Source organism: Ruminiclostridium papyrosolvens DSM 2782 (assembly GCF_029318685.1).
Classification (GTDB): domain Bacteria; phylum Bacillota; class Clostridia; order Acetivibrionales; family DSM-1351; genus Ruminiclostridium; species Ruminiclostridium papyrosolvens.
Genome location: NZ_CP119677.1, coordinates 3,090,192 through 3,112,049, shown reverse-complemented (window position 1 = coordinate 3,112,049; position 21,858 = coordinate 3,090,192). Strand labels below are relative to the sequence as shown.

Here is a 21,858-nt window from a genome sequence, read left to right as displayed (position 1 = left end):
TGGAGGCACAAATGAATTCTGAAGACAAAATTTTAGTTGTAGACGGTAACAGTATACTTAACAGAGCTTTTTACGGACTAAGCAGAGCAGCTATGCTTACAACATCCGAGGGATTATATACAAATGCGGTTTTTGGTTTCATAAATATACTTTCAAAATATCTTCAGGATGAAAATCCAAAGTATGTTTGCGTAGCGTTTGATTTAAAAGCCCCTACCTTCAGACATAAGGAGTATGACCAATACAAGGCCCAAAGAAAGGGAATGCCAAATGAGTTGGCCGTTCAGGTTCCCATCATAAAACAGGTTTTGGATGCTATGAATATTGCAAGGGTTGAAGTTGAAGGCTTTGAAGCTGACGATATACTGGGAACAGTTTCTTCGTATGCTGAAAAGCAGGGATTGAAAACGATACTATTAACCGGAGACAGGGATTCATTACAGTTGGCATCCGGCCATACAAGAATAAAACTTCCTGTAACAAGAGGTAATAAAACCGAAACAGATGAGTACGATTATGAGAAGGTAGTAGAGAAATACGGTGTAACACCGGGGCAGCTTATAGATGTAAAGGGGCTTATGGGAGATACTTCGGATAACATTCCCGGAGTGCCAGGTGTCGGAGAAAAAACTGCACTTAATCTTATTCAGAAGTTTAACTCTTTAGAAGAATTGTATGAAAACATAGATAAAGTGGAGAAAAAGGGCGTTCGTGAAAAACTTGAGAATAACAAAGAACTTGCTTTTATGAGTAAAAGGCTGGCTACTATATATAGAAAAGTTCCCGGAGTGGAGGATCTAAGCAGTTTTGCAAGGACTGAAGCTGATAAGGAAGCTCTATATGGTATCTTCAAACGTCTGGAATTTAAGACTCTCATAGAAAAGTTCGGTCTGGAAAATACTCCTTTTGTAGAAGCAACTGAAGCTTTAAAAATTGAACATTTAGATGTTGATTCCATAAGTGATTTACAATCATATATAAGTGCAATCAAGCTTAGCGGCAAGGTAGCAGTGTATTATCACGTTGACCCTACAGGAAGTTATATGGATGATTTGTGTATTTTTGCCTGCAATGAGGAATATGCTCCCGCAAATATTGTTTTCTCTGAAAAATTAACTTGCCAAGAGGCTCTTAATGAACTGCGAGAAATTTTTGAGAGTAAGGATATTGAAAAATACGGACATGATTTGAAAAACTTATACAAGTATCTTAAATCTCATGGAATAGAGCTTGAAAATGTAATATTTGATACCTTCATAGCAGCATATATACTTGAACCTACCAGAAGTACCTACACGATTTCTGAGTTGTATGAAGATAAACTCAAACAAAGTATTACTCCTGTTGAGATTTTGTATGACAAGCACGGCAAAAGACTTCAACAGGAACAGGATATAAGTTCATCCGAGGTTTGTGCTGCTGCGGTAAATGCCATATATGTGCTGATACAGAAGCTGAGGCCTATTATCAGGGATAACGGCCAAGATGAGCTTTATTATGAAATAGAACTGCCTCTTGTAGAGGTACTGGCTGATATGGAGCTAAGGGGCTTCAAAGTTGACGTGGAAGGCTTGCAAGCATATTCAAAGGAAATGGATTCAAGACTTGTAATACTTGAAAATGAAATATACATGCAGGCAGGAGAGACCTTTAATATTAATTCTCCAAAACAGCTGGGTGTAATTCTTTTTGAAAAACTTGGACTGCCTGTGGGAAAGAAAACTAAGACAGGATATTCAACGAATGCAGAGGTGCTGGAACAACTTTCTTACAAGCATGAAATCGTTGAAAGAATCCTTGAATACAGACAGCTGATGAAACTCAAGTCAACATACGCCGATGGACTATTGTCTGTTCTGGAACAGGATGGTAAGATTCATTCAAACTTTAACCAGACAGTAACTGCAACCGGAAGAATCAGCAGTACAGAGCCTAATTTGCAAAATATACCTGTAAAGCTGGAAATGGGAAGAAAAATACGTAAGGTATTTATTCCCACCAATCAGGATTATGTACTTCTGGATGCCGACTATTCACAGATAGAACTGAGAGTACTTGCGCATATAACAGATGATTCCAACATGATAGAAGCCTTTTTAAAAAACGAGGACATCCATACTACTACTGCGTCAAAGGTATTTGGAATACCTCCTGAGGAGGTTTCATCCTTAATGAGGTCGAGGGCGAAAGCCGTTAATTTTGGTATAGTTTACGGTATAGGTGATTTCAGCCTGTCAAAGGATATCGGGGTAACCAAAAAGGAAGCTCGACAATATATAGATGACTATCTAGACAAGTACTCAAAGGTAAAGGAGTACATGAGTGATACTGTTGAAAAAGGCAAAGAATTTGGGTTTGTGACAACACTTTATAACAGAAGAAGATATCTTCCTGAGCTTAAATCCAGTAATTTTAATATGCGTTCCTTCGGAGAGCGTGTTGCTATGAATACGCCTATTCAGGGAAGTGCGGCAGACATAATAAAAATATCAATGGTAAAAGTTTATAATGAACTGAAAAAGAGAAAACTCAAGTCAAAACTTATTCTTCAGGTGCACGATGAATTGATTGTGGAAACGGAAAAATCTGAATTGGAAGAGGTTTCAAAATTGTTAAAGGATTGCATGGAAAATGCCGTACAATTAAAAGTGCCCTTAACAGTGGATGTAAAACATGGGGATAGTTGGTATGAGACAAAATAGCGAATCAATTATTTTAGGGGTAACAGGTGGAATAGGAAGCGGGAAAAGTACAGTAAGCAGTATTCTAAAAGAACTTGGCGCTGTTGTAATTGACGCAGATGTAATAAGCAGAGAAGTCGTAGAGCCGGGGAAAATGGCCTTAGATGAGTTGACACAAGAGTTCGGTAAGGATATACTTGATGATTGGGGACAGCTTAATCGCAAGGAACTGGCAGCTCGAGTGTTTAATGATGCAAACAAACTCAGGATTTTGAACAGTATTGTGCATAAATATGTTGTCCAAAAAATACAACAAAATGTGGAAGAACAGCTGCTAAAACAGACAAAGATTATTGTTATTGATGCACCCATTCCTATTAAAAACGGCTTTCTTGATTTATGTGACGAGGTTTGGACGGTTTTTGCGCAAATGGAGATAAGGGTTGAAAGAATAATGAAAAGAAACGGTATGACCTATCAGGAAGCCGTTTCAAGAATCAAATCCCAGATTTCCGATGAGGAATATTTAAGTATCGCAAATAAAGTTATCAATAATGATGATGATGTGACGACCCTTAGACAAGAAGTGGAAAGTCAGTTTAAAAAGCTGTTAAGGTGATTTCTTTGAGGAAAAAGAAAAAAGGCGGTTTAAAATTATTAGGTGTGTTAATCACACTGGTTATAATAGCAGCAGGCGGACTATTTGCTTCACGGTATGTTTTGGAGTATTTATATCCTATGGAATATACCGAGTATGTTGAGAAGTACGCTAGGCAATATAAGCTGGATAACTATATGGTTTATGCAGTTATAAAAGCAGAAAGCAGTTTTAATTCTAAGGCTGTTTCTCCAAGAGAAGCCAAGGGGCTCATGCAGATAATGGATAGCACGGGGGAGTGGGCTGCCAAAAAGGCTGGTATCAAAGAGTTTGAAAATAGTATGCTACTTGAACCCGAAACCAATATAAAAATTGGCTGCTGGTACCTGGCAACTTTGTTAAAGCAGTTTGATAATGATACCGTATTGGCATTGGCTGCTTACAACGCAGGCAGCGGAAATGTTTCTAAGTGGCTGAAGGACCCTGAAAAAAGTCATGATGGAAAGAGCCTTAACATTATACCTTTTGAAGAAACAGATAATTATGTTTCAAGAATACAAAAATACTATAAAATGTATAAAAAGCTTTACGCTGATGACAAATAGTGATATTTTTATAGTGTAAGGAAAAATGTAATATCTGATTAGGAGGGTGCAATAGAAATGAATTCACTTCTATTTGAGAGAGATTTGCTATATCCTACACAAAATGTTATAGATCCCGGAATACTTCATGTAAAGCTTTTAAGTCCCGCAAATTCCAGGATACCCGTTATAATAGAATCGAAGTCAATGCATTCGGCAATTGAAAATATCAATACTATAATTGATATTTTGCAAAAGGAGATATTCGACAGAATAAACATTAAAATATTTGAAAACACCTTAGTGTATCTTAAACTAAACGAAGCGGATAAACTCAATTACAGCGGGGTTGATTGTATGCAGGTTATTTCTAATGAGGATGACGTTATTACGTATAGGCCTGCCGATATGGAATACATAGTATAGAAGACACAAAAAATAAAAAGGAAAGCACTGATTCATCAGTAGCTTTCCTTTTTGGTATAGATTAAATAGTTCTTTGTACTGCTTGAGCCACTAATCTCAATTCATCCATTAGACTTTTGAATCTCTCCGGCCTTAGTGATTGGGGACCATCACACAATGCGCATGGGGGATTAGGGTGAACCTCAATTATAAGACCGTCTGCACCGGTAGCTATAGCTCCCTTTGCAAGTGCAGGAACATACTTCCAATTACCGGTGGCATGACTGGGGTCAACAACAACGGGAAGGTGAGAAACATCCTTTATTGCGGGAATTGCACTTAAATCAAGGGTATTTCTGGTAATTGTTTCAAAAGTACGTATACCTCGCTCGCAAAGAATAACTTCATGATTTCCCTCTGCAATTATATATTCAGCAGCCATAAGCCATTCTTCAATAGTGGCAGACAGACCTCTTTTCAAAAGTACAGGTTTGCGGGTCATTCCAACCTCACTTAATAGCCTGAAATTCTGCATATTTCTTGCGCCAATCTGGAAGATATCTGTATATTTATTTACAAGCTCTACATCTCTGGTATCCACAACCTCAGTAACCATTTTAAGACCGGTAGCCTCACGACCTGCAACCATTATTTTGAGACCGTCTTCTTCAAGTCCCTGAAATGCATAAGGAGAACTTCTCGGCTTGAAGGCACCGCCTCTAAGGATTTTAGCACCACTGTTTTTTACACTTATAGCAGTATCAACAAAATCCTTTTCATTTTCTATGGCACAGGGTCCTGCCATAACGACAATTTCTTCACCGCCTATTTTAACACCGCCGATGTCTATAACGGTTGGTGTATGTTGAAGTTCATTGCTTGCAAGTTTATACGGTTTCATAATTGGAACAAGAGTTTCTACACCTTGCATCTGGGATATAGCGTGAACATTCAGAAGCCTTTTATCACCGATTGCTCCGATTACCGTTTTTATATCTCCGTGAATGGGATGGGTTTTAAAACCTAAATCAAGCAGCCTGTTTTCAACGTTTTCAATATCCTTTACAGTCGCACTTTGCTTCATTACAATAATCATAACTTTACCCTCCGCAAATTAATTTTTTAATACAAATGTCTCAAGCAAACTAGTGAGCATTTCTGGGTTTTAGATAATAAAAAAGCCCTCATCCCTATAAACAAGGGACGAAGACTTATAGCCTACGCGGTACCACCCAAATTGGTAAAACCCACTCAATCATGTACGGGAAAACAAATAAAATTCCGATACACTTCTTCCTGTAACGGGAAAGACCCGGTATGACCTACATAAAAGGTTCAGCCAACTGTTCATGGGAGAACTTCAAAAATACTATCCTGCAATGCTTCCACCAGACCACTGCTCGCTTTAAAGACTCGTAAAGTTTACTTTTCCCATTCATCACATTTACTTACAAATATTGTATTAGAACTATAGTAACATGCACTATAATAAAAAGTCAATGGTTTTTTATGGCTAACACTATTTTAGTAGCCTCTGCAGCATGGTAATTCTTGCTGCGTTCTCAAACTCATCTTCTAACAGAGTAAGGCCCTCAAATTCATTATACCTTTGCTTTAGTGCCATAGATATAAGATGATCTGCCAGATGAGGGTTTTTAGGCAGGAGGCTTCCATGTGAATAGGAGCAGTATACATTTTTGTAAACAGCACCTTCAAACCCATCAGTACCATTATTACCATTACCTGAAAGAACCTTACCCAAAGGACGAACATTATCACCGAGATATGTGCGTCCCGAATGATTCTCAAATCCAACGATTTTGAGAGGTGAGCCATTATCTGAAATCAAACCGCTTTCAAATACAATATTGCCTATCATTCTCTCCTTACCGCCGATTGTCCATAAATCAAGTGCACCCAAGTATTCAAGCTCTTTTCCGTCCCAGGTCTTATAGTATTTTCCCATGAGCTGATATCCGCCGCATATACATAGGAATACCTTACTTCCTTCAACTGCATTTTTTATTTCTGCTCCCTTTTGAAGCAGTACATCGTTTTGGATAATCTCCTGCTCGTAATCCTGACCGCCTCCGAGGAAAATAATATCGTATTCTTCCGAGTCGAAGCTGTCTCCGATTGTGACATTGGTTACTGTTACATCAATATTGCGCCACTGAGCACGTCTTTTCAGAGCAAGTATGTTTCCCATGTCTCCGTAGGTGTTCAAAAGGTCAGGGTATAAATGACAAATTTTTAATTGATACATATTTATTTCCAGAACTCCTTTAAGTTAAACTTTTTCTTTAAAATACCTCTGATATCCAACATAGCTGTGTAAGTAGGAAGGATATAAAAACATCCTCCGTCAGCAACAGCTTTTAGTCCCTCATCAATAACCCTATGGTAGTCTTTTATTATTCTGATTTTCTTTGTATCTAGGCCGCTGTATTTAAGACGTACAGCCATATCCTCACCTCTAATACCCGAGGTTATAAGATTAACGATTCTGTCACCTGCAGTATTCAGATGTTCAAAATCAACATCCCACAGCCAGGAAATATCTGTCCCGTCAGCCAGCTTGTCATTAATAAGGAAGGCTATATTCAAGGGCTGCTTGTCAAGGGTCAGGAAGTTAAGTACCTGATTAAATCCCGTTGGATTTTTTACAAGGATTAATTTTATTGATTTATTTCCAACATTGATGGTTTCCATTCTGCCGAAGCCGCATTCAAAGGATTCTACAGCCTTCTGCACTGTTTCATGACTATATGCAAGGGAAAGACCACAGGTTGCGGCAGCCATTGCATTGTATACATTATAGAGACCGGGAAGATTAATCTGAGTAGTATACTCAGATTCGTCGGTGTCCAAGGCTTTTGAACATTTCCATCTGATGGTTGTATGGTTGCTACCGGCTTCTTCAATACCAATACATTCAAGGTCTGCCACGGGTCTTGAATATCCGCATTCAGGGCAATAGAATCCGCCTAAATGGCCATATACATGGCTTTTGTACTGATATTTCCCTTTGCAGAAAATACAGAACATGGCATCCGTATTGATATTTTCAGAACTCTGTTGACTTGCCGCTTCACCGAAACCATAGTAAAATACAAGTTTTTCGGTTTTGTGACCAAGTGACGCACACATTGAATCATCGGCATTGAGTATAAGGGTAGTTTTTTCATCCAGCCTGTCCAAACCGGATTTAACAGCATTTAATGTAGAATATAGTTCCCCGTAACGGTCCAACTGGTCTCTGAAAAAATTAGTAACGACTACAGATTTTGGTTGGAGATGTTTTGTAACCTGATTAAATGCCGCCTCATCACTTTCAATAAGGGCGGTTTTATGTTTTGGCTTTCCCAAGGGAGAAACAGCCTGTATAAAAGTTGTAGTTATACCGCTTAATAAGTTTGCACCCGATTTGTTGGTTATGTAATCAACATTATTATTTTTTAGAATTTCTTCAATAATTCTGGAAGTTGTTGTCTTTCCGTTAGTTCCCGTAACCATGATTATTTCAAAGTCTTTTGCTATTGATTTCAGAATATCCGGATATAATTTGAACGCAACCTTGCCGGGCAGGGTCGTGCCGCCTTTTTTCAGTAATCTGAGTATTCTTATGGTTAATTTTGATATTATTATTGTCAGTACTTTTCTTAAGTTCATATGTTCTCCTAAGTAATTTTAAAAACCAAAAATTAAATAACTTTTAGTAAACATTATATCATCTTGAGTTTGCTTTTAAATATACTATTTTGATTTTTAACAATTTTCTTATGTTTTATATCGCATTGATGGGCAATATTACATTATGATATAATTATTATAGTATGATGACAACAATATAACACAATCAGGTGGTTGTGAATTAGGCCCAAGACCTATTGATTTACATTTAAAAGCACTAAGAAGCCTTGGTGCAAAAATAGATGATATTAGCGGCGGTTACATATTATGCGAGACAGACGGACTGAAGGGTTGCGAAATTTACCTTGATTATCCAAGTGTAGGGGCGACGGAAAATACAATGATAGCTGCTGTTTATGCACAGGGTGACACTATTATCAGAAACGCAGCAAAAGAGCCCGAGATTGTAGATTTGCAGAATTTTCTTCAAAAAATAGGGGCAAAGGTTACCGGAGCAGGCTCAGGGGTTATAAGAATTAAAGGCCTTGAGAAAAAGCCCAATAATGTTGAGCATACTGTAATCCCAGACAGGATAATTACAGGTACATATATGGTTGCTGCTGCTATTACAGGCGGCAATGTAACAATAAAGAACATTATACCTGAACATATTATATCAATTGCATCGGTGTTAAGGGATATTGGCTGTCAGATTTCCATAAAAAGGAATGACATACAGATGAATGCCGGAACACGGCTAGATGCCGTTGAGGTAGTGCGTACATTGCCGTATCCGGGATTTCCGACGGATATGCAGGCACAGCTGATGACATTGCTTTCTATATGTAAGGGTACCAGCATTGTAATTGAGACAATATTTGAAAGCAGATATAAACATGTTGACGAACTCTTAAAGATGGGTGCAAACATCAGAATAGACAGTCGTGTAGCTGTCATAAAAGGTGTTGACAGCCTTAATGGAGCGCAGGTTGCAGCAAGAGATTTACGTGGAGGTGCGGCTTTGGTTCTTGCCGGATTAGCAGCAAAAGGAGAAACTATAATTACTGGTCTTGAGCATATTGACAGAGGCTACTATAAAATAGAAGATAAACTGTCTGCTTTAGGCGCAAAAATTATTAGGGTATAAAAGCGAATGAATAACAGTCAAAAGAAAAATTTAAAAACTACAAAAGATAAAAAGAAAAAGAAATACAGATTTAAAATAAGAAGGCTCAAAAAGTTATTTACACTTGTTGTGATTGTGACGGCGGCTGTTTTATTCGTCCGTTCTTCAGTTTTTATAGTAGATAACATAAAGGTTACAGGCAATAAAAAATATCAGGCCAACGAAATAATTTTACGTTCAGGGCTTGTTACAGGCCAGAATGTGTTCAAAATGCTTGGAGAGAAACCAAAGAATCTGTTAACTCTGAAGTTTGGAGACAAGGAAAAAGCAGTTTCTGAATCTATGCCGTATATAAGCTCTATCAGTATAAGGCCATCTCTACCCAAATCCATAAAAATTAAGGTTACTGAGAGAACACCTTATTGCATACTGGATATTAAAGGGACAAGTCTGTTAATTGATAAACAGGGGTTTGCATTGGAAGTTATTACAAATCAAAATGAAAAAAAGAAATATATCAAAATAATAGGTAATTCGTTGGATAGCTTTAAGTTGGGACAAGAGTTAAAATTTAAGAATAAAGATACACTGAGTGACTTGATGATTTTTTGTAATGCCCTTATAAAAAATGATAAGGATACTAAACAAAAGATGTATCCAAGGCTGACTGTAGTTAATATGTCTGATCCCGGTGTTATAACAGCTGTGTTTGAAAACAGGGTTACAGTGAAGTTTGGTGACATGGATGAATTGGATTATAAAATAGGGTTCTTAAGGAATTTTTTTGTTAATAATATTAATGCCAAGCAAAAGGGTACACTGGATTTTACCACAGGCAAGTATCCGTTCTTTGCTCCGGCTGAATAATTAAAATACATAATATTGTGGCTTATGGAGGTTAATATGATACCGATTTTAGGATTAATTCTGGGAATAATTGCAGGGATGTTTATTCCAATTACAATACCATCAGAGTATTTTACATATGTGGCGGTGGCTATACTAGCTGCATTAGACTCTGTTTTTGGAGGAATAGTTGCGTCAATAAACAAAAAATTTGAGATGAGAGTATTCCTGTCAGGCTTTTTTGGTAATGCGTTGCTTGCTGCCGGTCTTGCTTATATTGGGGACAAACTGGGAATACAAATATACTTTGCAGCTATTTTTGCCTTCGGTAACAGACTTTTCTTAAACTTTGCTTTAATTAGAAGATATCTATTGAATAAAACGTTTAAAAAAGATAATATAGTAAAAGAGGATGTTTAGATTAAAATATTGTGCAAAGTACTATAGATACACATTTAGGGGGTCAGTTCGGTGTCTGATATCATTGTAGGAATTGACATAGGTACTTCCAAAGTAAGTACGGTAATCGGAAAGATTAACAGCATGGGTGAGGTAGAGGTCTTAGGTAAAGGAACTGATCCTTGTACAGGAGTTAAAAAAGGAATAATTATAGATATTGAAGCGGTTTCGTCATCTATCAGAAATTCGTTGAAAATCGCTGAAACTCAGGCAGAAATCAAGGTTGTTACTGCATACGTAAATATTTCGGGACTGCATGTGGATATAAAAAATTATAAGAATTTTACTATTGTTGCCAGCGATAATAAGGAAATTTCAAGGAACGACGTACAAAAACTTCTTTACTCAGCGGGTACTATGGATATACCCGAAGGCAGTGAGATTATAGATGTTGTTCCAAGACAGTACCTGGTAGACGGTTACGATGGTATCACAGATCCTGTAGGTATGAAGGGGACAAAACTTGAGGGAGATTTTGACGTAGTAATAGGAAAAATTATCTCGGTTCAAAATATTGTAAGAAGTATGGAAAAAGCAGGTTTGAAAGTTGATGGGATAATACCCGAAGGCTTTTCTGCGGGGGAATGCATTTTAGCTCCCGACGAAAAGGAGATGGGAGTAGTGCTTATTGATGTTGGAGGAGGTTCCACAGAGATAAGTGTTTTCAAAAATGAGATGTTGGTTATGAACAAGTGTATTCCTGTGGGTGGGGATCATATAACCAACGACTTGTCTATAGCTCTTAAAATTACTTATTCAGAAGCGGAAAAGATAAAAAGACAACTTCAACTGGCCTCCACGGCTCTTATTAAATTTGATCAGGATATAACCGTAAACGATATCAGCGAGAGTTATAAGAAGAATATTAAGGTTTCAGATATTATAGAGGTAATTGAAGCAAGAGTTTATGAGATGTTCAGCATATGCTGTGAGCTTATCCAAGATAACTGTCCGGGTAATTACGGTGCAGGAGTTGTGCTTTCCGGAAACGGAATAGCTGCAATGGATGGAGCGGTACAAATAGCAAATGAGCTATTCAATATGCCTGTACGGGTAGCAACACCAAAGGTAAGAAGTTTATCCGGCCTGCAGCATTGTACTGCAGCGGGTATAATCAGTTACATAGGAAAACAGGAAAGAGAAGCAAGTACAACAAGTTCTATCAGTAAAAAAACTGATTTAAAGCCTGTAAAAAAAGATAAAGAAAAATCCTTTATTAAAAAGGTATTAAATGCCTTAAAAGAATTTTTTTACTAGGTAATAAAATCAAAACTTGCCTAATTTGTTTTTATAATATATAGTATTAATATGTGTTTTTCTACGCTATATATAAAAAAAGACAATTTATTCCGTTTAATTTAATAGATATACACATCAAGTTTTATTACAAATGCTAAAGGGGGATTTAAATTGCTAGATTTCGAAATTGACATGGACCATTTTGCCCAAATAAAAGTTATTGGTTGCGGCGGCGGTGGTAATAATGCCGTTAACAGGATGATAGCAGCCGGGTTAAGAGGCGTGGATTTTATAGCGATTAATACTGATAAGCAGGCATTGTTTTTATCAAAAGCCAATACAAAGATTCAGATAGGCGACAAGCTTACTAAAGGGCTTGGTGCCGGTGCAAATCCTGAAACCGGAGAAAAAGCAGCAAATGAGAGCAGAGATGAGATTGCTCAAGCCATAAAGGGTGCCGACATGGTTTTTGTTACTGCCGGTATGGGAGGCGGAACAGGAACAGGAGCTGCTCCTGTTGTAGCACAACTTGCAAGAGAGATGGGTATTCTTACAGTAGCTGTTGTTACAAAACCTTTTATGTTTGAAAGCAGAACCCGTATGCAGCATGCTGAAAGAGGAATAGAAAACCTTAAAAATTCAGTTGACTCTTTGGTAACAATTCCAAATGACAGACTTCTTCAGGTTGTTGAGAAGAGAACAACAATGGTAGAGGCTTTCAGAATGGCTGATGATGTACTACGTCAGGGTGTGCAGGGTATTTCAGATTTGATTGCAGTTCCCGGATTGGTAAATCTTGACTTTGCCGATGTAAAAACAATAATGCTTAGTTCCGGTTTAGCTCACATGGGTGTTGGAAGAGCATCCGGTGAAAGCAGGGCGGAAGATGCAGCAAAACAGGCAATCCAAAGTCCCCTTCTTGAAACATCAATTGAGGGAGCAAGGAGAGTTCTTGTAAATATTACAGGAGGACCTGATTTGGGGCTGTTTGAAGTAAATACTGCAGCTGAACTGGTTCAGAAATCTGCTGATCCCGAAGCAAATATAATTTTTGGAGCTGTTATTGATGACAATCTCAAGGATGAACTTATGATAACAGTTATTGCAACCGGTTTTGAGACTAGTCCTATTCTTAAGAAGACTGAGAAGCCCGTTGAAAAAGTAGTTAAAAATTCTGTAACAACAAATGCTTCAGCATCTGTTGAAAGCGGTAGTTACGGTTCAATTTCCCAAGAGAAGAATACCTCAGGTTCAATGTCAGTTGACAATGAACTTGATATACCAACTTTTCTGAGAAGAAATAGATTTAAATAAATAGAGCATAAATTAAGTTAATTTATCGCATTTACAACCCGTTGGAAGTTCCAACGGGTTTTTTGCATTTTCGAGGTTTTTGCAAACCTATTTTGTCATATGAAAATTCTTTTTCTACATTTCTTTTTGACAAACTTTTGTTATTTAGCTATGTATAATAAACATAAAAACATAAAGGCTTGAATAATAATTTAATAGATAAAATTTCCGTACAGGTCTTTTAGTAATTGTGAGGTATAAAAGTGGAAATTTATTTGGATGTTCTTATACTTGAAAATTTGGTTATCAATTATCTTATTCTATATGTTACTGCAAAGTTTTCCAAATACAGAACCAGTACTTTGCGATTATTTTTAGGCGCGATAATAGGTGCCTTATATGTTGGTATAATCATAATTGAACCTGATATAAAGGTATTTTACACTACAGTAGCAAAAATACTTTTGTCCTTTTTTATAATTGCTGTAACCTTTTTCCCGAGGAGTATTATGACATTTATAAAAACATTGGTAATCTTTTACATTTCAACTTTTATATTTGCCGGTGCGGCACTTGCGTTCTTGTTTTTCAATGACCAGGGAGGTTTTGTGAAAAACGGTATTGTTTATGTTTTTGGACAATCGAAGTGGAGTTTGATGTTTTTTTCACTTGTTACTGTAGGTATAATCATAAAAATATTTATGGAAGTTATTCAAAGTAAATTTACAAGAGAGAATCTTCTGATACCGGTAAAGATTACCTTTGATAACAGAAAGATTGGGTTTCCTGCTTTAGTAGATACCGGTAATTCATTAAAGGACCCTTTAACAAATAATCCTGTAATGGTTGTAGAATTTAACGCATTAGAAGAACTACTGCCCATAGAGATAAAGGATATCTTTAAAAATTCAAAAGAAGACGATTTAAGCTGTGTAACTACAACAATTTCAACTTCTAAGTGGTTTTCAAGATTCAGGTTGATACCCTTTAGCTCATTAGGCAAGGAAAACGGAATGCTTATAGGGTTTAAACCTGATTTTATTGAAATAGGTGAGGAAGAAGAAAAAAGGGATGTAAAAAATGTGATTGTAGGTATATACAACAAGTCCCTATCAAGGAATGAAAAGTACAAGGCACTGCTTGGTCCGGAACTGGTTGCGTAGGCTGAATTACTATATACATATTTGAAAGGGGACAGCTAAATGAATTTTGTATCCAGGTGTAAGATGTACTTACTTATCAAGTACGAAACGCTATTAAGAAAATTTAAGATTGGAAGTGTCTTTCCCGTACATTACATAGGAGGCAGTGAGGCTTTGCCGCCGCCTCTTACCCTTGACGAAGAGACATACCTTCTTAATAAGCTTGAACAAAGCGATTATGGTGTTAAAAGTATTTTAATTGAACGAAATCTCAGACTGGTTGTTTATATCGCAAGAAAGTTTGAAAACACAGGTGTAGGAGTAGAGGATTTGATTTCCATCGGTACTATAGGTTTGATAAAGGCTATAAATACCTTTAATCCTTCAAAAAATATCAAGCTTGCAACATATGCTTCAAGATGTATTGAAAATGAAATTCTCATGTATTTGAGAAGAAACAATAGGGTTAAGGCCGAAATATCTATTGATGAACCTTTAAATATCGATTGGGATGGTAATGAACTTCTGCTGTCGGATATACTTGGAACCGACAATGACATGATTCATAGGAGTATTGAGGACGAGGTTGACAAGGAACTTCTTGCTGCGGCAATGAAAAAATTATCAGTAAGAGAGAAGAAAATAATGGAACTCCGCTTCGGACTTTCTAACGGCGTTGAAAAAACTCAAAAAGAAGTGGCAGACATGCTGGGCATATCACAGTCTTATATTTCCAGACTTGAAAAAAGAATTATCAGCAGACTAAAAAAAGAGATTAGCAGGATGACCTAGAAAGAAGCCGTTGAGCCCTCAAAAGCAAGATTGTCAAGGGTTTGGAGAAAAATATTTTGGATGCTGATTCAGTATAAATTAGGCCTTCATGGCAATAATGATATTGCATAGTTATTATTGCTCTGGAGGTTTTTTATATGCTTATCAATAAAGTTGAAATATGTGGCGTTAATACATCTAAACTTCCTGTTCTTACTAACGAACAGAAAAAAGTACTATTTGAAAGAATGCATAAAGGCGATAATTCTGCTAGAGATGAGTTTATAAATGGAAATCTCAGGCTTGTATTAAGTGTTATTCAGAGATTTAATAATAGAGGAGAATATGTAGATGATTTGTTTCAGGTAGGCTGCATAGGTTTAATAAAAGCTATAGATAATTTTGATGTAAGTCAGAATGTCAAGTTCTCAACTTATGCAGTCCCCATGATAATAGGAGAAATCAGAAGGTATCTCAGGGACAATAACTCCATAAGAGTCAGCCGTTCATTGCGAGATATTGCATATAAGGCATTACAGGCAAAGGAGAGGCTTACAACACAAAATTCAAAGGAGCCTACAATCGCAGAACTGGCTCAGGAGCTTCAACTTCCAAAGGAGGATATTGTTTTTGCATTGGATGCGATTCAAGACCCTATATCGTTGTTTGAGTCCGTCTACCATGACGGAGGAGATGCCATTTACGTAATGGACCAGGTCAGTGATGACAAGAATATTGACGAAAATTGGCTTGAAACGATTTCTCTGAAGGAAGCCATGCGTAAACTCAATGATAGGGAAAAACTGATTCTCAATCTCAGATTCTTTGAAGGAAGAACTCAAATGGAAGTTGCAGATGAAATAGGAATCTCTCAAGCACAGGTATCAAGGCTTGAAAAGACAGCATTAATGCATATGAAGAAGTACATTTAACAAATGAACAACTAAATATTTCATATCAAAAAAATTAGGACATATAATGATTAATATATGTCCTAATTTTTTTATAGATTGCGGAGGTCAATATATGAGAAGAGCAAGCAGCCTGAAGGAGAAGGAAGTTATAAATGTTTCGGATGGTACACGACTGGGAATGGTCTCAGATGTTGAAATAAACCTGAATGAAGGAAGAATAGAGGGTATAGTAGTACCGATACCGGGTAAATGGTTTGGTCTGTTCGGAAAGGACAATGAATACATAATTCCATGGGAAAGCATAATAAAGGTTGGTGACGAAATAATACTGGTTGAAATGAATGAGAATATTGTCAGAAAGTTTTTAGAATGATAGTAGCTGTAGGTATACAAATATTATCAAATAAGGTAAAATGGAATCAGCATAAAAAACACTTGCTTTTACAACAGGAGGATAAAAACAAATGAAGTGTCCCTTTTGCGGTTTTATAGAAGATAAGGTCATTGATTCCAGACCTACAGACGAAGGCTCTGCTATAAGAAGAAGACGTGAATGTACAAAATGCAACAGAAGATTTACCACATATGAGAAGGTTGAAAGTTTACCACTTATGGTAATAAAAAAAGATAAGTCAAGACAGCCCTTTGATAGGGATAAACTAATGAACGGACTCTTGAGAGCATGTGAGAAAAGGCCTGTTTCTATAAATGATTTGGAAAAAATGGTAGAAAATATCGAATCACAACTGCATAATTCACTTCAAAGGGAAGTAACTACAGAAGACATTGGGGAAATGGTTATGTCAAAGCTCAAAGCTATGGACGAAGTTGCTTACGTAAGATTTGCATCTGTTTACAGGCAATTCAAGGATATAAATACTTTCATGGACGAGCTCAGAAAGCTTCTTAGAGATGAAAAAATAGAATAGTCTATATAAAAAATACAGCCCATTCACTTTTATTGAATGGGCTTTTTGACTTTATTTAAATTATATGGTAAAATTTCATTTAAATGATATCATTTCTTGTAATTTCTTAGTATTTTTTCAAAAATTGGTAAGGCTTCTAATTAAAATTCTTAAGTTATATTCTAAAGCGTTTTACATCTGAAATTTCTAAAAAAATTAAATGAGAGGATCTTTTATATGGTCTCAAAGGTAAAGAGCTGTGCCCTTTTGGGTATTGACGGCTGTATTGTTGACGTTGAAACGGATATAAGCAATGGTATACCCAATTTTGACGTAGTAGGACTTGGCGATATGGCAGTGAGAGAATCACGTGAGCGGGTCAGAGCTGCTATTAAGAACAGCGGTATGGATTTTCCCGTAAGGAGAATAACAATAAATCTTGCTCCTGCAAGTCTGCGGAAGGGAGGATCAATGTATGACGTTTCCATTGCAGTAGGAATACTTGTAGCTTCGGATATAATAAAAAATACTGACCTTTCGTCGTACATGTTCTTAGGAGAACTTTCTCTGGACGGAAGTATAAAACCTATAGATGGGATTATATCAATGGTTTGCTGTGCAGCTGCAAATAACATAAAAAATATATTTGTACCTGAAACAAATTCGGATGAAGCAGCAGTATTCAGCAGTGTAAACATTTTACCGGTAAAATGCCTTAATGATATTATAAAGCACCTGAATGGAGATAGCATTATTCTATCCTACTTTACGAACGTGGACAGCATATTTATGCATAATACTAAGGATAGCTTGGATTTTTGTGATGTAAAGGGGCAGGCAAGTTTAAAGAGGGCAATGGAGGTAGCTGCGTGTGGTTCACATAATATGTTGATGATGGGTTCACCCGGCAGCGGAAAAACAATGCTGGCGAAAAGACTGCCCTCAATACTTCCTGACATGACCTTCGAGGAAGCAGTTCAAATAACGAAAATACACAGTATTTCGGGTCTTTTGCCGAGAAATACTTCTCTGCTTACTCAGAGACCTTTCAGAAATCCTCATCACACCATATCAGCAATAAGTCTTGTAGGAGGCGGAAAACAGTGTAAACCGGGAGAAGTTAGCCTAGCTCATTACGGTGTTCTGTTTCTGGATGAATTCCCGGAATTTGAAAAAAGTGCTATTGAAGTACTTAGACAGCCTCTGGAAGATGGAGAGATAACCATATCCAGAGTTAACGGAAGTATTACATACCCTGCAAGAACAACTCTTATTTGTGCTGCTAACCCATGCAAATGCGGTTATTATCTGGAGCAGACCAACAAATGCAGTTGCACACCCAAAATGGTGCAGCAATATCTTGGCAAACTAAGTCAACCGTTACTGGACAGGATTGATATACACACAGAAATACATCCGGTAAGATACGAGGATTTAAATAATGCGGTTAAGGAAGAAACATCTGCTGTCATACGTGAAAGAGTAAACAGGGCAAGAAAGCTTCAGAATGACAGGTACAGAAAATTAGGAATATATTCCAATTCTGAATTGACACCAACATTGATAAGAAAATACTGTGAACTTGACCGAAGTACTTCTTGCCTTCTTAAAATGGCATTTGAAAGGCTTGGACTGAGTGCTCGTGCTTATGACAGAATACTAAAAGTAGCAAGGACTATTGCTGATATGGATGATAGCGAGAAAATAAAATCTGAACATATTGCCGAAGCGATACAATACCGCAGCATGGACAGAATAAAAATATAGAGGAGAGTTTATGAGAGATATTGAGTATTGGATTTGGTTATCATCTTTGGAAGGATTAAGTCCCAAAAAAGCATTTGATTTACTGGATAAATTTAAAAGTCCCGATGTTATATATGGCCTTTCTAAAAATGAACTTAAAAATACAAAAGGATTAACTGAAAAAAACATAAAAGAGCTTTTAAACTCAGACAAAAGAGCTAGAGTTGGTACTATATACCAAGCAATGATACGAAATAATATAAAAATGGTAAATATTTATGAAGAAACCTATCCTCAAAAACTGAAAAATATTTATGACCCGCCAATAGCTTTATATTATAAAGGAAAGCTCGAATATGACAGTTTTTCTATTGCAATTGTTGGCTCCAGAAGAACTACCGTATATGGTGCCAAAGCGGCAGGCAGACTGTCATATGACCTCTCAATGAGAGGCGTAGCAATAGTAAGCGGCCTAGCAAGAGGAATAGACAGTATTGCCCATAGAGGGTGTCTGGACGCAGGAGGAAAAACCATAGCAGTTCTCGGTTCCGGCCTTGATAATATTTATCCTCAGGAAAATGCAGGATTATTTAAGGAAATAATTGATTCCAAAGGATTAGTGTTATCTGAATACCCTCCGGGAATGCCTCCGTTGCAACATAACTTTCCGGCGCGAAACAGGATAATAAGTGGTATTTCCGGTGGAGTACTTGTGGTTGAGGCAGCTAAAAGGAGTGGTTCACTTATTACTGCAGGGTGTGCCTTGGAACAGGGAAGAGAGGTATTTGCCGTTCCGGGAAATATCGACTGTGCCTATAGTATGGGTACAAACCAATTAATTAAAGAAGGAGCTAAACTGGTATTAAATGCTTCAGATATTTTAGAAGAATTTGAATACGGCGGAATACAAAATTTTACACCTATACATGAGGATACCAATAATGAAATCTGTAAAGAATACCTAAATCTGTTTAAAGGACTAACAACTGACGAAATAAAAATATTAAAGGTAATTTTAATGGGAGCACATAATATTGATGAAATACTTGTAAGAAGTAATATTTCTGCAAAAGATGCAAACAGTATACTCTTTATGCTTGAAATGAAAGGGATAATCGGACAGAACCCCGGTAAATCATTTGAGGTTATAATATAGTCATAATACATAAAAAAAATAAGAATAATTTCAAGTAATTAATGTAGAATTACTAATGTAAGGTTGACAGATTGAAAAAACCAGTTTAAATTAGTAGTTGTTTAATAATATAATATACAGAAAATGGATATTCGACACGGAGGAATAAAATGGCTGATAACCTGGTTATTGTGGAGTCTCCCGGAAAAGTTAAATCTATAAGCAAATTTTTAGGTAAGGGATATAAGGTAGAGGCTTCTGTCGGGCATGTTAGGGACTTACCTAAAAGTCAGATGGGTGTTGATATTGATAATGATTTTGATCCCAAGTATATTACTATAAGAGGCAAGGGCGATGTTATATCAAAGCTGAAAAAAGAAGCCAAGGCAGCAAAAAAAGTGTTTCTCGCAACTGACCCTGACCGTGAAGGTGAGGCGATATCCTGGCACTTGGCCAAAATTTTAAATATTGATGAAAAGCAGAAGTGTAGAGTTTCTTTTAACGAAATAACTCAAAACGCTGTAAAGAATGCAGTAAAACAGCCAAGAACAATAGATATGGGCCTTGTTGATGCACAGCAGGCAAGAAGAGTACTGGACAGAATAGTGGGATATAAGATAAGTCCTCTGCTTTGGAAGAAAGTTAAAAAAGGTTTGAGCGCAGGTAGAGTACAATCTGTAGCTACAAAAATGATTTGCGACAGGGAAGATGAAATAGAAAATTTTGAGTCGCAGGAATATTGGTCAATAACGGCAAAACTTTCAAAACCGAAAGCGAGTCCGAATTTTGAAGCAAGATTCTATGGCATAGGCAAGGAAAAAATGGAGTTAACAAATGAGGAACAGGTTAATTCTATTTTAGCTGAAATAAATAAAAGCCAATATATTGTACAAAAAGTTAAAGAACAGGAAAAGAAAAGAGCAGCTGCAGCACCTTTTATTACCAGTACATTGCAGCAGGAAGCTTCTAGAAAACTGGGCTTTACAACAAAGAGAACTATGATGGTTGCTCAGCAGCTATACGAAGGTATTGAAATAAAGGGCCATGGCTCTGTGGGTCTTATAACCTATATGAGAACAGACTCAACAAGGATATCAACTGAAGCACAGAACGAGGCCAGAGAATATATAAAGACAAAGTACGGACAGGATTATATACCTGAAAATCCAAGGGTATATAAAAATAAATCAGCATCTCAGGATGCTCATGAAGGTATCCGTCCGACATATATGGATATGGCACCTGAGGGACTGAAGGAATTTCTAAGTGCTGAACAATACAAGCTCTACAAGCTTATATGGGACAGATTTATATCAAGTCAGATGTCATCTGCCATATACGACACTGTAGCAGCTGATATTACCGCAGGGAAATATATGTTCAAAGCCAATGGCTCCAAAGTAAAATTTCCGGGCTTTATGGTGTTGTACATTGAAGGTAATGATGTTGAAGGCAAGGAGGAAGACGGAGAGCAGAATGAAAAGGAAAACACTCTGCCACAGCTGAATGAAGGAGATATTCTTGAATTGAAAAAGAATACGCCAAAGCAGCATTTTACGCAACCTCCTGCCAGATACACCGAGGCAACCCTTGTAAGGGCCTTGGAAGAAAAAGGGATAGGAAGACCAAGTACTTACGCCCCTACAATTACAACTATTTTATCACGTGGTTATGTTTTGAAGGAAAAGAAGTTGCTGGTACCGACTGAGCTTGGAAAAATTGTAAATGACATAATGAAGAACCATTTTGAAAACATTGTTGATACAAAATTTACTGCACAGATGGAAAGCGAACTGGATGATGTTGAGGACGGTAACAAAGAATGGAAGGCCGTAATGAGGGATTTTTATTCTTCATTTGCAGGAGTGCTTAAAGAGGCCGAAGAATCAATAGGCGATGTTGAGTTACCTGTGGAAGTGTCAGATGTACAATGTGATAAGTGCGGAAGGTTTATGGTGGTAAAACATGGTAGATTTGGAAAATTTCTTGCTTGTCCGGGATTTCCTGAATGCAGAAATACTAAACCTATTGTAGAAGAAGCTGGGGTGGAGTGTCCGCTTTGTAAGGGAAAGGTACTCATTAAAAAGACTAAAAAAGGTAAAAAGTATATTGGTTGTGAAAGAAATCCGGAATGTTCATTTATGAGCTGGGATATGCCTAGTCCTAATAAGGAAACGTGTCCTGTGTGCGGAGCATTTATGCTTCAAAAATCCTCCGGTAAAAAGAAGGTTCTTAAATGCAGCAATGACAAGTGTTCCAGTAATACTGAAACCTCAAAAGATACTGCCAAGTAAATTTAAAAAATAGAACAATTTTCACATTGTATATTTATAAAAAATTATTTATACTTATAATTGTAATTTTAACCGAAGGTAAAA

At 36.9% G+C, this 21,858-nt stretch carries 20 protein-coding genes and 1 other annotated feature; of the genes, 17 read left to right on the top strand and 3 right to left on the bottom strand.

Annotation, left to right across the window (positions count from 1 at the left end; genetic code table 11):
• Positions 1-11: 11 nt before the first annotated feature.
• The 4 genes from polA to P0092_RS13920 are packed head-to-tail and all read left to right on the top strand — an operon-like array spanning position 12 to position 4,289.
• Entirely contained in the window at positions 12-2,702 is a 2,691-nt protein-coding gene (gene polA / locus P0092_RS13935) for a DNA polymerase I (RefSeq protein ID WP_004622065.1), read from the top strand.
• Entirely contained in the window at positions 2,689-3,300 is a 612-nt protein-coding gene (coaE, locus tag P0092_RS13930; RefSeq protein ID WP_040759407.1) for a dephospho-CoA kinase, read from the top strand. The genes polA and coaE overlap by 14 nt, the downstream gene beginning before the upstream one ends.
• On the top strand, positions 3,297-3,884 hold the full coding sequence (locus P0092_RS13925) for a lytic transglycosylase domain-containing protein (protein ID WP_004622061.1): 588 nt from the start codon (positions 3,297-3,299) through the stop codon (positions 3,882-3,884). The genes coaE and P0092_RS13925 overlap by 4 nt, the downstream gene beginning before the upstream one ends.
• Positions 3,885-3,941: 57 nt before the next feature.
• Positions 3,942-4,289, top strand: a complete 348-nt coding sequence (locus P0092_RS13920) for a hypothetical protein (RefSeq protein WP_004622058.1) — start codon at positions 3,942-3,944, stop codon at positions 4,287-4,289.
• Positions 4,290-4,350: 61 nt separating this feature from the next.
• On the opposite strand, the gene aroF is transcribed toward P0092_RS13920, so the two are convergent.
• The 3 genes from aroF to P0092_RS13905 all read right to left on the bottom strand — a co-directional run bounded on the left by aroF (position 4,351) and on the right by P0092_RS13905 (position 7,940).
• Complete coding sequence (aroF, locus tag P0092_RS13915; RefSeq protein WP_004622057.1) at positions 4,351-5,364, bottom strand: 3-deoxy-7-phosphoheptulonate synthase; 1,014 nt, start codon at positions 5,362-5,364, stop codon at positions 4,351-4,353.
• Positions 5,365-5,464: 100 nt separating this feature from the next.
• Positions 5,465-5,716 (bottom strand) — a binding site (T-box leader).
• A 71-nt stretch (positions 5,717-5,787) separates the two neighbouring features.
• Positions 5,788-6,534, bottom strand: coding sequence for a type 1 glutamine amidotransferase (locus P0092_RS13910; protein WP_004622055.1), 747 nt, complete (start codon positions 6,532-6,534; stop codon positions 5,788-5,790).
• A gap of 2 nt (positions 6,535-6,536) precedes the next feature.
• Positions 6,537-7,940, bottom strand: coding sequence for a Mur ligase family protein (locus P0092_RS13905; RefSeq protein ID WP_004622052.1), 1,404 nt, complete (start codon positions 7,938-7,940; stop codon positions 6,537-6,539).
• A 178-nt stretch (positions 7,941-8,118) separates the two neighbouring features.
• Here P0092_RS13905 and murA point away from each other — a divergent pair, with 178 nt between their 5' ends.
• From murA to topA, 13 genes are all read left to right on the top strand, one after another.
• Positions 8,119-9,048, top strand: a complete 930-nt coding sequence (murA, locus tag P0092_RS13900; protein ID WP_081580295.1) for a UDP-N-acetylglucosamine 1-carboxyvinyltransferase — start codon at positions 8,119-8,121, stop codon at positions 9,046-9,048.
• Positions 9,049-9,054: 6 nt separating this feature from the next.
• Positions 9,055-9,894 (top strand): cell division protein FtsQ/DivIB, encoded by an 840-nt coding sequence (locus tag P0092_RS13895; RefSeq protein ID WP_004622050.1) that lies wholly within the window; start codon positions 9,055-9,057, stop codon positions 9,892-9,894.
• Positions 9,895-9,930: 36 nt separating this feature from the next.
• Complete coding sequence (locus P0092_RS13890) at positions 9,931-10,293, top strand: small basic family protein (RefSeq protein WP_004622048.1); 363 nt, start codon at positions 9,931-9,933, stop codon at positions 10,291-10,293.
• A 51-nt stretch (positions 10,294-10,344) separates the two neighbouring features.
• On the top strand, positions 10,345-11,589 hold the full coding sequence (gene ftsA / locus P0092_RS13885) for a cell division protein FtsA (protein ID WP_004622046.1): 1,245 nt from the start codon (positions 10,345-10,347) through the stop codon (positions 11,587-11,589).
• Between the two features lie 153 nt (positions 11,590-11,742).
• A complete protein-coding gene (ftsZ, locus tag P0092_RS13880) occupies positions 11,743-12,885 on the top strand; it encodes a cell division protein FtsZ (protein WP_004622044.1) in 1,143 nt (380 codons plus the stop codon).
• Positions 12,886-13,127: 242 nt separating this feature from the next.
• Positions 13,128-14,027 (top strand): sigma-E processing peptidase SpoIIGA, encoded by a 900-nt coding sequence (gene spoIIGA, locus P0092_RS13875; RefSeq protein WP_004622042.1) that lies wholly within the window; start codon positions 13,128-13,130, stop codon positions 14,025-14,027.
• A 39-nt stretch (positions 14,028-14,066) separates the two neighbouring features.
• On the top strand, positions 14,067-14,798 hold the full coding sequence (sigE, locus tag P0092_RS13870; protein WP_004622040.1) for an RNA polymerase sporulation sigma factor SigE: 732 nt from the start codon (positions 14,067-14,069) through the stop codon (positions 14,796-14,798).
• Positions 14,799-14,935: 137 nt separating this feature from the next.
• Positions 14,936-15,709 carry an RNA polymerase sporulation sigma factor SigG gene (gene sigG / locus P0092_RS13865; protein WP_004622038.1) on the top strand — a complete coding sequence of 258 codons (774 nt, stop codon included), beginning with the start codon at positions 14,936-14,938 and terminating at the stop codon, positions 15,707-15,709.
• Positions 15,710-15,803: 94 nt separating this feature from the next.
• A complete protein-coding gene (locus tag P0092_RS13860) occupies positions 15,804-16,064 on the top strand; it encodes a YlmC/YmxH family sporulation protein (RefSeq protein WP_040759403.1) in 261 nt (86 codons plus the stop codon).
• A gap of 91 nt (positions 16,065-16,155) precedes the next feature.
• Complete coding sequence (nrdR, locus tag P0092_RS13855) at positions 16,156-16,620, top strand: transcriptional regulator NrdR (protein ID WP_004622035.1); 465 nt, start codon at positions 16,156-16,158, stop codon at positions 16,618-16,620.
• A gap of 216 nt (positions 16,621-16,836) precedes the next feature.
• A complete protein-coding gene (locus P0092_RS13850) occupies positions 16,837-18,366 on the top strand; it encodes a YifB family Mg chelatase-like AAA ATPase (RefSeq protein ID WP_004622033.1) in 1,530 nt (509 codons plus the stop codon).
• Between the two features lie 10 nt (positions 18,367-18,376).
• Complete coding sequence (dprA, locus tag P0092_RS13845; protein WP_004622031.1) at positions 18,377-19,501, top strand: DNA-processing protein DprA; 1,125 nt, start codon at positions 18,377-18,379, stop codon at positions 19,499-19,501.
• 149 nt (positions 19,502-19,650) lie between these two features.
• Complete coding sequence (gene topA, locus P0092_RS13840; protein ID WP_004622029.1) at positions 19,651-21,774, top strand: type I DNA topoisomerase; 2,124 nt, start codon at positions 19,651-19,653, stop codon at positions 21,772-21,774.
• The last annotated feature ends 84 nt before the right edge of the window (positions 21,775-21,858 follow it).

Bases quoted from the DNA above. Each gene is read 5' to 3' on its own strand.
- P0092_RS13860 (WP_040759403.1), top strand. From the start codon at position 15,804: ATGAGAAGAGCAAGCAGCCTGAAGGAGAAGGAAGTTATAAATGTTTCG.
- P0092_RS13920 (WP_004622058.1), top strand. From the start codon at position 3,942: ATGAATTCACTTCTATTTGAGAGAGATTTGCTATATCCTACACAAAAT.
- sigE (WP_004622040.1), top strand. From the start codon at position 14,067: ATGAATTTTGTATCCAGGTGTAAGATGTACTTACTTATCAAGTACGAA.
- P0092_RS13895 (WP_004622050.1), top strand. From the start codon at position 9,055: ATGAATAACAGTCAAAAGAAAAATTTAAAAACTACAAAAGATAAAAAG.
- sigG (WP_004622038.1), top strand. From the start codon at position 14,936: ATGCTTATCAATAAAGTTGAAATATGTGGCGTTAATACATCTAAACTT.
- P0092_RS13905 (WP_004622052.1), bottom strand. From the start codon at position 7,940: ATGAACTTAAGAAAAGTACTGACAATAATAATATCAAAATTAACCATA.
- P0092_RS13850 (WP_004622033.1), top strand. From the start codon at position 16,837: ATGGTCTCAAAGGTAAAGAGCTGTGCCCTTTTGGGTATTGACGGCTGT.
- topA (WP_004622029.1), top strand. From the start codon at position 19,651: ATGGCTGATAACCTGGTTATTGTGGAGTCTCCCGGAAAAGTTAAATCT.
- P0092_RS13910 (WP_004622055.1), bottom strand. From the start codon at position 6,534: ATGTATCAATTAAAAATTTGTCATTTATACCCTGACCTTTTGAACACC.
- nrdR (WP_004622035.1), top strand. From the start codon at position 16,156: ATGAAGTGTCCCTTTTGCGGTTTTATAGAAGATAAGGTCATTGATTCC.
- dprA (WP_004622031.1), top strand. From the start codon at position 18,377: ATGAGAGATATTGAGTATTGGATTTGGTTATCATCTTTGGAAGGATTA.
- P0092_RS13890 (WP_004622048.1), top strand. From the start codon at position 9,931: ATGATACCGATTTTAGGATTAATTCTGGGAATAATTGCAGGGATGTTT.
- aroF (WP_004622057.1), bottom strand. From the start codon at position 5,364: ATGATTATTGTAATGAAGCAAAGTGCGACTGTAAAGGATATTGAAAAC.
- polA (WP_004622065.1), top strand. From the start codon at position 12: ATGAATTCTGAAGACAAAATTTTAGTTGTAGACGGTAACAGTATACTT.
- coaE (WP_040759407.1), top strand. From the start codon at position 2,689: ATGAGACAAAATAGCGAATCAATTATTTTAGGGGTAACAGGTGGAATA.